General features: G+C 34.9%; 17 protein-coding genes. 10 read left to right on the top strand and 7 right to left on the bottom strand.

Annotated features, from left to right (window positions below; genetic code table 11):
• Positions 1 to 3 precede the first annotated feature (3 nt).
• Positions 4 to 669 carry a hydrolase gene (locus tag ACJJVP_RS07725; protein ID WP_405412373.1) on the top strand — a complete coding sequence of 222 codons (666 nt, stop codon included), beginning with the start codon at positions 4 to 6 and terminating at the stop codon, positions 667 to 669.
• 7 nt (positions 670 to 676) lie between these two features.
• On the opposite strand, the gene ACJJVP_RS07730 is transcribed toward ACJJVP_RS07725, so the two are convergent.
• The gene (locus ACJJVP_RS07730) at positions 677 to 1,114 is read right to left on the bottom strand and encodes a hypothetical protein (RefSeq protein ID WP_405412375.1); all 438 of its coding nucleotides are present in this window, start codon (positions 1,112 to 1,114) and stop codon (positions 677 to 679) included.
• 132 nt (positions 1,115 to 1,246) lie between these two features.
• Between ACJJVP_RS07730 and greA the strand changes: the two genes are divergently transcribed.
• Together greA and ACJJVP_RS07740 are read left to right on the top strand one after the other, a co-directional pair.
• Positions 1,247 to 1,723, top strand: a complete 477-nt coding sequence (gene greA, locus ACJJVP_RS07735; protein WP_405412377.1) for a transcription elongation factor GreA — start codon at positions 1,247 to 1,249, stop codon at positions 1,721 to 1,723.
• A gap of 76 nt (positions 1,724 to 1,799) precedes the next feature.
• A complete protein-coding gene (locus tag ACJJVP_RS07740; protein WP_405412379.1) occupies positions 1,800 to 2,192 on the top strand; it encodes an HIT family protein in 393 nt (130 codons plus the stop codon).
• On the opposite strand, the gene ACJJVP_RS07745 is transcribed toward ACJJVP_RS07740, so the two are convergent.
• Positions 2,179 to 2,535: a hypothetical protein gene (locus tag ACJJVP_RS07745; protein WP_405412382.1), complete on the bottom strand. Its 357-nt coding sequence runs from the start codon at positions 2,533 to 2,535 to the stop codon at positions 2,179 to 2,181. The genes ACJJVP_RS07740 and ACJJVP_RS07745 overlap by 14 nt on opposite strands.
• Before the next feature lie 2 nt (positions 2,536 to 2,537).
• Complete coding sequence (locus ACJJVP_RS07750) at positions 2,538 to 3,686, bottom strand: sensor histidine kinase (RefSeq protein ID WP_405412384.1); 1,149 nt, start codon at positions 3,684 to 3,686, stop codon at positions 2,538 to 2,540.
• A gap of 126 nt (positions 3,687 to 3,812) precedes the next feature.
• Between ACJJVP_RS07750 and ACJJVP_RS07755 the strand changes: the two genes are divergently transcribed.
• Together ACJJVP_RS07755 and aat are read left to right on the top strand one after the other, a co-directional pair.
• Positions 3,813 to 4,190, top strand: a complete 378-nt coding sequence (locus ACJJVP_RS07755) for a DUF3127 domain-containing protein (RefSeq protein ID WP_405412386.1) — start codon at positions 3,813 to 3,815, stop codon at positions 4,188 to 4,190.
• Positions 4,191 to 4,322: 132 nt separating this feature from the next.
• Positions 4,323 to 4,955 carry a leucyl/phenylalanyl-tRNA--protein transferase gene (aat, locus tag ACJJVP_RS07760; RefSeq protein ID WP_405412388.1) on the top strand — a complete coding sequence of 211 codons (633 nt, stop codon included), beginning with the start codon at positions 4,323 to 4,325 and terminating at the stop codon, positions 4,953 to 4,955.
• Here the strand turns inward: aat and ACJJVP_RS07765 are convergent.
• The 3 genes from ACJJVP_RS07765 to ACJJVP_RS07775 are packed head-to-tail and all read right to left on the bottom strand — an operon-like array spanning position 4,947 to position 6,792.
• Positions 4,947 to 5,639 (bottom strand): DUF2490 domain-containing protein, encoded by a 693-nt coding sequence (locus tag ACJJVP_RS07765; RefSeq protein WP_405412391.1) that lies wholly within the window; start codon positions 5,637 to 5,639, stop codon positions 4,947 to 4,949. The two genes, aat and ACJJVP_RS07765, sit on opposite strands and share 9 nt — an antisense overlap.
• Positions 5,620 to 6,207, bottom strand: a complete 588-nt coding sequence (locus ACJJVP_RS07770; RefSeq protein WP_405412393.1) for a hypothetical protein — start codon at positions 6,205 to 6,207, stop codon at positions 5,620 to 5,622. The genes ACJJVP_RS07765 and ACJJVP_RS07770 overlap by 20 nt, the downstream gene beginning before the upstream one ends.
• A 21-nt stretch (positions 6,208 to 6,228) precedes the next feature.
• Positions 6,229 to 6,792 (bottom strand): DNA-3-methyladenine glycosylase I, encoded by a 564-nt coding sequence (locus tag ACJJVP_RS07775; RefSeq protein WP_405412394.1) that lies wholly within the window; start codon positions 6,790 to 6,792, stop codon positions 6,229 to 6,231.
• A gap of 205 nt (positions 6,793 to 6,997) precedes the next feature.
• Here ACJJVP_RS07775 and ACJJVP_RS07780 point away from each other — a divergent pair, with 205 nt between their 5' ends.
• Genes ACJJVP_RS07780 through ACJJVP_RS07800 form a run of 5 tightly spaced genes read left to right on the top strand, consistent with a single transcriptional unit; the run spans position 6,998 to position 12,783 of the window.
• On the top strand, positions 6,998 to 7,684 hold the full coding sequence (locus tag ACJJVP_RS07780; protein ID WP_036157093.1) for a TetR/AcrR family transcriptional regulator: 687 nt from the start codon (positions 6,998 to 7,000) through the stop codon (positions 7,682 to 7,684).
• The gene (locus ACJJVP_RS07785) at positions 7,677 to 9,359 is read left to right on the top strand and encodes a peptidase domain-containing ABC transporter (RefSeq protein WP_036157092.1); all 1,683 of its coding nucleotides are present in this window, start codon (positions 7,677 to 7,679) and stop codon (positions 9,357 to 9,359) included. The genes ACJJVP_RS07780 and ACJJVP_RS07785 overlap by 8 nt, the downstream gene beginning before the upstream one ends.
• A complete protein-coding gene (locus tag ACJJVP_RS07790; RefSeq protein ID WP_405412398.1) occupies positions 9,352 to 10,704 on the top strand; it encodes an HlyD family secretion protein in 1,353 nt (450 codons plus the stop codon). Before ACJJVP_RS07785 ends, ACJJVP_RS07790 begins: the two co-directional genes overlap by 8 nt.
• Positions 10,705 to 10,706: 2 nt before the next feature.
• Positions 10,707 to 12,110: a TolC family protein gene (locus ACJJVP_RS07795; protein ID WP_405412400.1), complete on the top strand. Its 1,404-nt coding sequence runs from the start codon at positions 10,707 to 10,709 to the stop codon at positions 12,108 to 12,110.
• A 58-nt stretch (positions 12,111 to 12,168) separates the two neighbouring features.
• Positions 12,169 to 12,783, top strand: coding sequence for a thioredoxin family protein (locus tag ACJJVP_RS07800; protein WP_405412402.1), 615 nt, complete (start codon positions 12,169 to 12,171; stop codon positions 12,781 to 12,783).
• Between the two features lie 32 nt (positions 12,784 to 12,815).
• Here ACJJVP_RS07800 and ACJJVP_RS07805 read toward each other — a convergent pair whose 3' ends face one another.
• The gene (locus ACJJVP_RS07805; protein ID WP_405412404.1) at positions 12,816 to 13,544 is read right to left on the bottom strand and encodes a hypothetical protein; all 729 of its coding nucleotides are present in this window, start codon (positions 13,542 to 13,544) and stop codon (positions 12,816 to 12,818) included.
• Between the last annotated feature and the right edge of the window lie 9 nt (positions 13,545 to 13,553).

The raw sequence follows: 13,553 nt of genomic DNA on the forward strand, positions 1-13,553 counted from the left end.
GTTATGGAGCGTAGTATTCCAGTTTTTGGTAGTAGATTAAGAAATAACATTGTAACGGTGCCAGAAGTAATCTCGCAATGCTCGGGTATTCGTGTATTTGGGCAATCGATAAAGTCATTTCTGTTTAGTACAGATGTGGCAATTATTAGAAATACAAATGCCAATGCAATTATAGCGGTATACCCGTTTACGCCACAACCGGTAATTTCCAATGCATTGATTTTGGCTGCCGATAAGCCTATTTTTTGCGGTGTCGGCGGCGGATTAACAACCGGAGTGCGATCGTTAGAATTAGCGATACATGCAGAATTTCAAGGGGCTTTAGGGGTGGTTTTAAACAAACCTACCCCTAATAGCCTTATTACTAAGCTTAAAGAAAAAATTGATATACCGGTAACAATTACTGTGGTTTCCGAAAAAGATGATTTCAAGGGTAGATTGGCTGCAGGGGTTGATGTCTTTAATGTATCGGGGGCAGGTAAAACAGCCGAAATCATTAAAAGGATTAGAGATTTAGATGCCAATGTAGCGATTATTGCTACTGGTGGTAAAACTGACGCATGTATAGTTCAGGCAATTGATGCTGGGGCAAATGCTATATCTTATACACCACCAAGTACAGGTGAGTTGTTTAAGGAAATTATGGAAAAATACCGTTTAGAAGAATAACCTGTTGTTAATTGAAAATGATAACGCTACCACCGCTATAAGTAGTATTGTATTCTAGCATATCGTAATAACGATTTTCATCATCAGGTCTATTTAATAACTGACCTGTAAATAAGCTATATTCGAAATCTTCACAAGAGCAAATAGCTGTTTGTCCATTTAACTCCATAGTAGAGCAATCACTAGGTACATGATTTGGGCAACTACCTTCAAAAGCTCTAAATTGATCAAAACCAGAGTTAATTACAAAAACACCTCTAGTACCGGCAAGATCACTTGGAATATAAATGGCACTACCCGTATTTGAAAGAGGACTGTAAGAAGGCAAGTTTAAATTTGCTTCAAAACGAAAACCGATTTCTTGTAAGTACGGATTTCTGTTTGTACTGTCATTGCTACAAGCGGTGATAATCAATAGAATTACGATGCCTAATTTCTTCATCATGCTTTAATTTAGTTTTAAAAAACTTCAGCAAATGTGCGTAAAAATTATGTATATTTGTGTTAAATCCTCGCTTAAAAAGCCGAATTAATAGGCAATTGCAGAGGATTTGTCTATTTATAAAACGAGGAAGTTATGAGTAACATATCATACTATACTGTCGAGGGGTTAAAAAAACTCAAGGCAGAACTAAATCATTTACGAGATATTGAGCGGCCAAAGGCATCTCAAGCAATAGGTGAAGCAAGAGATAAAGGTGATTTGTCTGAAAATGCTGAATACGATGCTGCAAAGGAAGCACAAGGACTTTTAGAAATGAAAATTTCTAAGATGGAGAATACAGTTGCTAACGCACGTTTAATTGACGAATCTCAATTAGATACTTCAAAGGTTTTGGTGCTGTCTACCGTAAAGCTTAAAAATCAAAATAATGGCATGGAAATGTCTTATAAATTGGTTGCAGAAAGTGAGGCAGATTTAAAGACAGGAAAGATTTCTGTAAACTCGCCAATTGGTAAAGGTCTACTTGGTAAAAAGGTAGGAGATACTGCCGAGATCGTAGTACCAAGTGGAGCAATTAAATTTGATATTCTTGAAATTACAAGAGCGTAAATCTTTTAAATAACTATATTTAATCCTATCCTTATTAAAGGGTAGGATTTTTTATTAGAATTAAATACGAATTATTATGCCGACAATATTTACTAAGATTATAAATGGTGAAATTCCTTGTTTCAAAGTAGTTGAAGATGAGAACTTCTTGGCTTTTTTAGATATCAACCCAAATGCAAAAGGGCATACATTGTGTATACCTAAAAAAGAGGTGAATAAAATTTTAGATTTAGATGAACAAACCTATTTGGGCTTGATGTCTTTTTCTAGAAAAGTAGGTAGGGCATTAGAGAAGACTGTTGATTGTAAACGTGTAGGTATGTCGGTTATTGGTTTAGAAGTGCCACATGTACATGTTCATTTAATTCCTTTAAATGAAATGAAGGATGCTACTTTTCAGCACAAAGTAAAATTAGGCAATGAAGAGCTAAGTGATCTTGCTAAGGCAATCGGTTCTAAAGTTGAATAACTCCAGAAATAAATAAATACAATGCACCAGCAACTAACGCAATTAGAACTAAGGTCAAGCTATAAAATAGCAGTGTTGGTTTAGATGATTTTTTGGCAGGTATTGCAGTTTTCTGATAGTAGTTGAACATGCGTTCGATATCATCGGTCCAGGTAACAGGATAAATGGTAGAATGGCAGGTGTTGCAAACTAATTTATTACTTAGTTCTCCTGTGATTTTATGAAAGAAGCTACCGTAGGTATGTTTTTGATAAAAAGTTAGATTTAAATCTTGATTAAAACATTCAGGACAGTTATTGCTAAGATTAGCTTCTTTAATAACTTCTAATTTTTCCTTCGCCATAATTAGTGAGACACTTTTAAAGAAATTTGCATTATAGTACCTTCTTTACCAGATGATAACACCTTTATTTTGCCTTCGTGATATTCTTCCACAATACGCTTAACCAAAGAAAGTCCTAAGCCCCAACCTCTTTTTTTAGAAGTAAAGCCGGGTGTAAATATACTATTATAGTTGCTTTTAGAAATACCATGCCCAGTATCGGCTATTAAAATGTTGACATATTTGTTGTCTTGAACTATTTCTATGGCGATACTACCCTTACCTCTCATGGCATCAATTCCGTTTTTAACTAAATTCTCAATCGTCCAATTGTATAAAGAGCTGTTCAGCATAACAGGTAGGTGATCTACCTTGGTATTAAAGGTAAAGTGAATGAGTTTAGAGCTTCTGCGTTTTAGGTAGTCGAAGGCATCTTGTGTTTCTCTTACAATATCACTTTCAACTAGCTTTGGTAACGATCCAATTTTAGAGAAGCGTTCGGTAATCGTTTGTAATCGATCAATGTCCTTTTCAATTTCTTTGGTAATACTTGGGTTGATAGCTTCAGATTTCAGCAATTCGTTCCATCCTAAAAGAGAAGAAAGCGGTGTTCCGATTTGGTGAGCGGTTTCTTTGGCCATACCTGCCCATAACTTATTTTGTTCAGAGGCTTTATTAGTTTTGAACAAGAAATAAATAACTGCTGCGAAAAGGAAAATAATTAAGAGTAGCGCAATAGGATAAAACTTTAATTTGGTCAAAACATCAGAATTGCCGTAATACAAAGTTGCTAAATGTTCACCTTGTTGATCGATAGATATAGGTGTGTTTTCACTTTTAAACTTTTTGAGTTGACTTTGAATGTAAACCGAGTCTTTAGATTTGTTCTGTGGAAAGTTGTTTACCCTAATAGATTTATCTTTATTGATAAGAATCATTGGGGTGGAAGTATTGTTTTGAAATACTTTTAAATGCAAACTACCTAAATCTACAGTTTCAGAAGATTGTAAAAATTCTGATTGTGCAGTGGCCCAAATCTCCATTTTAAGGCGTTCTTCCTCTTTAAATTGTTTGAAAAAGCTATTGGTATTCCACAAGATTAGACTTACCATTAAAAAGGAGCCTATCAATAGAAATATGTTGGAAATTTTGTTTTTAGGAATAAAGTTCATCCAATAGTTGTCTAATACTAAAGATAACCCTAATTGTGAATAATTGTTGTGTTGTTATCGGTGTACCATGTTTTATTACCGCGTCATTTTATGTATTTTTGAACTCTATTGTAAAAAGAGTTCAAGATGGAAATAGAAGGTAAAGTAAAATTAATAGGAGAAACCCAAACTTTTGGGTCTAATGGCTTTAGAAAAAGAGAATTAGTTGTTACTACAGATGAGCAATATCCACAACATATTATGATTGAGTTTGTTCAAGATAAATGTGATTTATTGAATAGCTACGGAGTAGGTCAAGATGTAAAAGTGAGCATTAACCTTAGAGGGAGAGAATGGACAAACCCTCAAGGTCAAGTAAAGTATTTTAACTCTATTCAAGGATGGCGAATAGAAGGTTCATCTCAAGGAGCTTCAGCTGCGGGTATGCCACCAGTTGCACCGATGGAGGCCTTTGAGCCTGCAGATAATTTAAATGAAGAGGATCATGATGATCTCCCTTTCTAAGAGTTATAGAAAAATTTTATAAGACACTAAGTCTTGATAATAGTAAACTTGTTTAGCTTAAAAAGTTAAACAAGTTTTTTTGTTTTATCACCTTTATTTATTTTGGCAAAAATTTAAAAGCCGCAGATAGTCATGTATTTTTTGACCGATGACCTTATTTTTCCACCAGTAGATAGTGCCAATGTAGAAGGCTTATTGGCAGTGGGCGGTGACCTCTCTCCAGAACGTTTGCTTCTAGCATACCAAAGTGGAATATTCCCGTGGTTCGATAATGATTCTATTATTTTATGGTGGAGTCCCGATCCCAGAATGATCTTATATCCCAATCAGATAAAAATCTCTAAAAGTATGCGTAAGGTTATTCGTAACGAACAGTTTCGATTAACAAAAAACACTTGTTTTAGAGAAGTGTTGGAGTATTGTTCATCTGTGCCGCGTGAAGGTCAAGATGGCACTTGGATCACCGATGATATGAAAAATGCCTATGTAGAATTACATCAAAAAGGTATTGCAAAATCATATGAAGTTTGGGAAGGCGATTCTTTAGTTGGTGGATTATATGGGGTTGATTTAGGTAATATTTTCTGTGGAGAAAGTATGTTCAGTTTAACTTCTAACGCATCAAAATTTGCATTCATTAAACTAGCCGAAGAATTAAAAGCTAAAGATTATAAGGTTATTGATTGCCAATTGCATACTGATCATTTAGAAAGTATGGGTGCACAAGAAATACCCAGAAAAGAGTTTATGAAGTTTTTAAATTGAAATGACCAGACTGTTTAGAAAAAAGAAAACATGTTCTGTACTTTCTGTATAATTTTCCATTCTAAACTGCACTCCTAATTGCGCTTTTAGGTGTTCTGAAATAGACCAGCCAATTTGTGATGTAAGTCGTTGGTCGTACATTGGTTTTATGCTTTTGCCTATACTCAACAAAGATTCTGTAGTAGCGACCAAATAGGGTTCGCCAATATCCATTTTTAAACCTTTTAATGGAATATCTATAGCAAAGCGATATCTAAAACGATGCACCAAATTAGAAGGTTGAATACGTTGCTCAATTCTAATACGGTTACCAAAACGAGCACTACTGTTTTTTTTAGTGATGTTAAATTGTTGTGTAAATCTAATTTCGTTTTCCTTATCACTTTCAAACGCTTCTCTAAATCTGTATTGAATACCTAGACCTATACTTTTATAAGGGTCGATGGTCAAAGAAGAAAAATGGGCTATTTCTATTTGCCGAACGGTTAGTTGAGACTTGTTATTGTGGTATGTATAATTTCTATTCGATAAAGAAAAATTTTGTTTAAGTAATGGGGATACCTTATAATTTAAAGCAACTTCAGGTTCCCAATACGCAGTTGTATTATTTTGTGACTGTGCGAAAGTGGCACCTAACAATAGTAGGGCTGTGATGAACCGAACTCTAGTATAGTACGTGATCATAATTTGGAGGAAGAGAAGTTCTTATTTTTTTAAAATTTCCATTAGCATCAAACAGAATTTCATAATCTAAATAACCTTCGTCTTTTTTGCCTACAACAACTATTTCATAGTTATTAGAAGGAAGAATAAGATTCTGGAACGCATTTTTAAAAACCTCTTCCGCAGTCCCTTTATTTGAAGGATATTGTTGTTGTAGCCTTTTAATTTTATATTTAGTAAAAATATTGTTCAAATAACTTACTATTTTATCATAAGTATCATTGGGTACATCTGTGGGTTTTATAAGTATCTCTATATCTTCTAATGAGCCTTCTTCATTAAATTCTATACTATACCAAAGCTTGTCTTTTTTAAGTTTAGCTTCATAACTTATTTTAGAGCTATCGGTTTCTTTGTAGAATTTTATTCGCTTAAAGTCTATTACGTTCTCATTAATGTTCGTGATTGCTTGAGCCGGAAATTGAGACTTTAGAATACGATGTTCTCTTTCGTATTTATATTGAGAACGACCTAGCTGAAAACAGAATAGAAAAGCAGCGATAGTTATTTTAATGAGAATATTTTTCATGTTAGTTGTAATTGGTTTATGCTATACTTGATTAAATCTAAAACAATCTATTTGATGATCGTTCACCATGCCTGTAGCCTGCATGAATGCATAAATAATCGTGCTACCTACAAATTTGAATCCGCGTTTTTTTAGGTCTTTACTAATGTCGTCAGAAATTGAAGTGTTGGCAGGTGCCTCTTTGTAATTGATTACTTTATTGGTAATAGGTTCATAGTTTACAAATTCCCAAATATAGCTGCTAAAGCTGCCAAACTCTTTTTGAATTTCCATGAATGCAATGGCATTGGTAACCGTAGCACGAACCTTAAGTTTATTTCTAATAATACCTTTGTCTTGCAGTAAAGCTAGAATTTTAGATTCGGGATATTTTGCAATCTTCTTATAATTGAAATGATCAAAAGCTACCCTAAAATGTTCTCGTCTTTTTAAAATGGTAATCCAGCTAAGACCTGCTTGAAATGTTTCCAATACCAAGAATTCAAATAACAGTTCGTCATCTTTTACGGGAACTCCCCATTCGTGATCATGATAGGCTTCATATAGCGTATCACCTTTGCACCAGCCACATCTAACAGGTTCCATAATAACTATGTTTAGTGGCAAAAGTATTGAAAATGGAAAGAATTATAGTATGGTATTAGTTAAATGAAAGCTCGTTTTTTGTCAATTTGATAAAACTAACATGTTAAAATTAAACTAATCATTAAATTTTCTTTATTAAATGTTAAACTATCGAATTGTAATAGTATTACTATTATTTTTGCTGTTCAGTATAAATTAGTGAGTTATGGATCAGTTGATGCAAAGTGTGCAAATCAAGATTAATGAAAAACTATTTTTAAAGAACCCTGAGTCTTCTGAATTAGGAAAGAAAATTGTAGAGATTAGTATTCAGATGATCAATGAAATGGGTTTTGAAAAATTCACATTTAAAAAATTAGGAGTCCAGATTGGATCCAATGAAAGTTCAATCTATCGGTATTTTGAGAATAAACATAAGCTGTTGGTTTATCTCACATCTTGGTTTTGGGGGTGGATGGAATATCAACTGGTTTTTGCCACATACGGAATCCAAAATCCGAAGGAGAAATTATTGAAATCAATCTTGATCATTACCAGAGAGATAAAAGAAGATTCGGCATTCTCGCATATCAATGAAGTGTCATTAAATAAGATAGTTATTAACGAGTATTCAAAATCTTATTTGACCAAGGAAGTAGATACTGAAAATAAAGAAGGTTTTTATATTATTTACAAGAGATTGGTAGGCAGGTTGGCAGACATGATTTCAGAGGTAGATGAGAGTTATGAATATCCATTAAGTTTGGCAAGTACCATACTTGAAAACGGTTTACACCAACATTATTTAAAAGAACATTTTCCGACACTTACAGATTGCAACAAAAAGGTTACTCCTACACAATATTTAACCCATCTTGTGTTCAACACATTAAAACAAAATTTAGATGAATAAAAATATATTAACCGCCTGGCAACGTTTTCTTGGGCTTTTAAAATTAGACAAGAAAGACATATTTCAGGTATTCTACTACGCCATATTTGCGGGTGTTGTTAACCTTTCCTTGCCTTTAGGTATCCAAGCAATCATCAATTTAATGCAAGGTGCGCAAATAAGCTCATCTTGGGTGGTTTTGGTAATTGGGGTAACTGTAGGTGTGGCTTTTGTAGGTATTCTGCAATTAATGCAAATAAGAATTATAGAAAATGTACAGCAAAAGATATTTACACGGGCATCGTTCGAATTTGCATATCGTTTCCCTAAGATAAAAATGAGCGAACTTCATAATTACTACCCGCCAGAATTGGCAAATCGTTTTTTTGATACGTTGACGATTCAGAAATCGTTATCAAAGGTTTTAATAGATTTTCCTGCTGCGTTATTACAGATTATTTTTGGCTTATTGCTGTTATCTTTTTATCATCCATTTTTTATTGTGTATGGTATGCTGTTACTTCTATTAATATATGTGGTTTTTAAGTTTACGGCACAACGAGGCTTAGATACCAGTTTAGATGAGTCAAAGAGCAAGTATAAAGTAGCGCATTGGTTACAAGAGATAGCACGTTCTATTGTTAGTTTCAAATTATCTGGTAAAACTTCTCATGCTTTAGATAAGAATGACACCTTGGTGGTTGAGTATTTGAATGCACGAGAAAGTCATTTTAGGGTTATTGTGTTACAATTCATTCAAATGATAGGTTTTAAGGTTTTGGTAACTGCGGGGCTTCTGCTAATTGGTGGGCTACTGGTATTGAACCAAGAAATGAATATAGGGCAGTTTGTAGCTGCGGAAATCATTATACTTTTAGTAATCAACTCTGTAGAAAAATTGATAACAGGCTTAGAGACCTTTTATGATTTGTTGACTTCATTAGAAAAAATGGGTCAGGTCGTAGATAAAGGGCTAGAAACACAAGAAGGTGAAAAGCCATTTTTAGAGAATCAGTCATTTACTGTAGAGTTAAGCAATATATCTTATAGTGTACCCGATCCAAAAAGAGAGATAATTTCAAATCTAAGTTTAAACATTTCGCCAACATGCACCATTCTTTTAAGAGGAAATAGTGGCTCTGGTAAGAATACGTTATTACGACTTATTGCAGGAATTATTGAACCAGATAGTGGCGGAGTTTATGTAAACGGAGTCTCTTTAAAAGGGATGAATTTAAATTATTATCGTTCGCACCTGGGTCAATCGTTACCAGAAGAATCACCTTTTGAGGGTACTATTCTACATAACATCACTTTCGGGGATACAGAAACTACAAATGAGCAAGTGTACTGGGCGTTGGACAAAGTGGGACTTACGGATTTTGTTAAGAAACAACCAGACGGACTTAATACCGTGTTATACCCAGAAGGAAAGCAGATTCCATATACAGTTTCTAAAAAAATAGTGTTGGCGAGAAGTATAGTTCGTAAACCTAAATTACTGATTCTAAAAGACCCCCTTGATCAATTTAATAGTGAAGAAGCAGATAGGATCTTAAACTTTTTAAGTGATGCATCTAACGGTTGGGCATTACTTGTGGTAAGTGAAAACGATAAGTGGATTAAAAAATGTTCTCGAATTATTACGATGGATAAAGGACAGATTATTAACGAAATCTCAGGAAAAGATGCTTAATATATCTCATAATAAATTAAACCAAAAAGTGTCGATTGAGCGATTTAAATCTGTTCAAAAAGTAAATCACCAAAGGCATTACAAGCATTTTAATCGGTTTTTATTTGCATTTGCTGTAGTAGGTGTAATCGTGTTGTTCTTGCCTTGGACGCAAACTATTAATGCCCGAGGGTTTTTAACTACCCTAACACCAGGTCAAAGACCGCAAACTATTCAATCTCAAATACCGGGTAGAATAGAGGAGTGGTATGTACAGGAGGGAGACTATGTAAAAAAGGGAGATACAATACTCTTTATATCTGAAGTAAAGTCTGAGTATTTTGATCCAAATCTTGTTGAAAGAACAGGGCAGCAATTAAAATCAAAATCATCTTCTGTTACGTCTTATGAGGATAAGGTAAAATCTTTAGATAATCAGGTAGCGGCATTATTCAATGAAAGGCGGTTAAAACTAGAGCAAGCCAAGAATAAATTGATGCAAGCGAAACTAAAGGCACAAAGTGATAGTATTGATTTTGAAGCGGCAAAGACGAACATACAAATTGCAGAACGCCAATATGAACGTACGGCTCAGTTACAAAGCGAAGGTTTAAAGGCGGTAACTGATGTTGAGGCAAAACGTTTAAAGCTTCAGGAGACTCAAGCAAAATTGCTTTCTCAAGAAAATAAATTGTTGGCGGCCAAGAACGAGATCATCAATGCAGAAGTAGAGATTAATAGAGTACAGGCTTCTTATACCGATAAAATTTCAAAAGCGCAGAGCGATAAGTTTACGGCAATGTCTAATCAATTTGATTCTGAGGCTCAGGTAAGTAAACTGGAGAACGATTATACAAATTATCAAATGCGAAGCGAGCTTCGTTATATCCGTGCACCGCAGAATGGCTATATCAATAAAGTGCTAACTGCAGGTATTGGTGAGACCTTTAAAGAAGGTACGCCGTTAGTAGGTATTATGCCGGCAGAATATGATATGGCAGTAGAAACTTTTGTAAATCCTATAGACTTACCTTTAATTCATTTAGGTGAAACGGTTAGAATTCAGTTCGATGGTTGGCCGGCAATTGTATTTAGCGGATGGCCAAATGCATCTTACGGAACATATGCGGGTAAGGTCGTAGCAATCGAAACTTTTATAAATCCCAATGGGAAGTATCGAATACTATTGTCTCCCGATAAAGATGATCAGGCATGGCCAGAAGCCCTGCGTGTAGGTTCTGGGGCAAATACCATTGCATTGTTAGAAGATGTGCCTATTTGGTATGAACTATGGCGTCAGCTCAACGGATTCCCTGCCAATTATTATCAGCCAGAAGGCGCTCAAGATAAACCTGTAAAAAAATAGCGATGAAGAGAATTATTGTCTTTTTATATCTAATTACGGGCTTATTTTCAAATGCTCAGACCCCAGATTCTATACAACTGAATTTTAGGGAGTATTTGGGTTATGTAAAAAAGTATCACCCTATAGCCAAACAGGCAGAGATGGTCATGAATGTTGGTCAGGCAAATCTTATGAAAGCGCGTGGTGGTTTTGATCCAAAGATAGCTGTGGATTATTCAACCAAAGAATTTAAAGGTTCAGAATATTATGACCTCTTAAACTCTACCTTTAAAATACCTACTTGGTACGGTATAGAGTTGAAGGGCGAATTTGAGCAATATTCTGGTGAATATTTAAATGCCGAAAGAAATGTGCCAGATGATGGCTTGTATAGTGCCGGAGTTGCGCTGTCATTAGGTCGTGGTTCTTGGATCAACGAACGTATGGCTACCGTAAAGAAGGCGAAATTTTTCAGGGAGCAATCTAAGGCAGATAGAGATTTATTGGTGAATCAGATTTTGTTCGATGCTTCATTGGCGTATTTCAATTGGTTACAGGCATATAGAAATAGTCTATTGTTCAATGATTTTTTGTTGAATGCTAAAGTCAGGTTGAAAGGTGTTAACCGTAGCGCGCAAGCAGGTGAAATAGCTGCCATAGATACGGTAGAAGCTAAGATTGCAGTACAGAATAGAGCGTTAGAACGTGAGCAGGCAAATGTAACTTTACGAAATGCCAGGTTAGAACTTTCTAATTACCTGTGGATGGGTGAAAACATACCAATGGAGCTACAACCGCAAGTTGTACCAGATACATCTTTAGATGCTGAAATTGATCAAGCATTAGAAATTCTAGGAAAACCGTTGGATAGTTTTGTGTTAGAAAATCATCCGAAGTTAAAATCGTTAGGTTATAAAATTGATGGTCTATTGGTGGATAAGCGTTTAAAAACAAATAAATTATTACCAAGAATAGATGTGGAGTATAAGTTCATTACTGATGAGCCAGAGTACTTGAATTCATTTGAAACACAGAATTATAAAGCTGGCTTAAATTTTGAACTTCCGCTATTTCTTAGAAAAGAGCGTGGAGATTTAAAATTGGCGAAATTGAAATTAAAAGACGCACAGTTCGAGCTTGATAATGCCGAGGTACAGATTCAGAATAAGATAACTGCCATTTATAATGAGTTAGATTCCTTTCAGGATCAGAATGTTCTTATAGATGATATTGTGTCTAGTTATGAGGCTTTATTGGCTGCCGAAGAGCGAAAATTCAGTTTTGGTGAAAGTTCACTTTTTCTAATAAACTCTAGAGAAAGTAAGTTGATAGACGCCGTATTGAAACAAAACCAAGTAGAGAATAAATACTTTACGGCAAAAGCTAAGCTGTTCAATAGCTTGGCGGTAAATCCTGAGAATTTGTAAGCATTGTACTTTTATAACTACTAAACCGTTCGATTATAGATGTTAAAATAGTAAACGCATGGAATTAGTTATAGAAGATTTAATAAAAAAGGGATTAGAGACCAGCTTTAGTTATGCGGAATACAGGGCGCTGATTGCAGACCTAGCTGAAAAGGGAGAAGCAACTGGTCCTGCACAGTCAGAAGCATTAACGCAATACACGCAATTGAATAATAGTCGTATGCGCAGATGGGACAAAACCTTAAAGTTTAGTGACGAGGCTGTAACTAGAATTAAATCGGTCAACAAGAAAATTTCATGGGTAGTATTGTCTGAAAGCTGGTGTGGAGATGCTTCACCTGCATTACCGGTAATGAATAAGATAACAGAAATTAATCCGAATATATCCTTATCTATTATTCTACGTGATGAGAATTTAGAGATCATGGATCAGTTTTTAACTAACGGTGGAAGATCTATTCCTAAATTAATAGCGGTTGAAGAAGGTAATGGTGCTGTAGTTGCAACTTGGGGACCACGTTCGGCAAAAGCTACAAATATGGTTGTTGATTATAAAACAGAACACGGTAAGTTAACTCCAGAGTTTAAGCAGGATCTTCAAATGTTTTATAATAAGGATAAGGGTCAAAGTATTTTAGAAGACTTACTGAAATCATTTGATAATCAAGAATAGAAATCCAATGGTTTCTTTCTTGTATTATTAGGTTACTTTCCTTGAAATAAATAGGTAATTGTGCCTTTTTGAGAGTCTTTTGTAGAAGAATTAAATCTTGCTTTTAAAGCGTATTTGATGGCGTTGTCAACAAGACATCCGTTAGAAGTACCTGAGCTTTTAGCATTATAATCGGCTTCGGTAACATAGCCTAAAGCATTTACCTCAATATTGATGACCACTTTACCGCCTTCTATACAAGTGTATATTGGCGGTGGTAATTTATAATTGTTTCGGTCTACCAAAGAATAAGAAACAGAAGTTCTTCTTGCGGCCAGGTTGTTTGTAAATTCTTTTTTTTGGGCTTCCTTTTCACCTAAAAGTTGTTTTTTCTCTTCTCGTTTTTTGGCTAAAGCTTTTACTCTTTCAGAATAAGCGTTATCAGAAATCATTTGTTCTGTTAGGTCGCCATCACTCATTTCGTTACGCTCTGCCATTAACTCCTCTAAAGTCTGCAGTGGTTCTGGATTGCCGTAACTAGGTTTAGCGGTTTCGTTAAAGGCTAAGTGACTTTTAATAGGGTCTATTTCTTCTTGTTCTTCTAATGGTTCTTCCTCTTTTAGGATTTCTTCTAGAACCTCAGGGTCCATAACCATTTCTACAACATAATCTTCTTTAGATTCTTCTTGCCCCCCAAACTGAATATTATACAATACCAACACTACAATAGACATGCTAAAGACAGTGGCAAGTAATGATAATTGTTTTCTGTTCAGATTCATGGGTATATA

The organism is Maribacter sp. Asnod1-A12, from assembly GCF_045063735.1.
Classification (GTDB): Bacteria; Bacteroidota; Bacteroidia; order Flavobacteriales; family Flavobacteriaceae; genus Maribacter.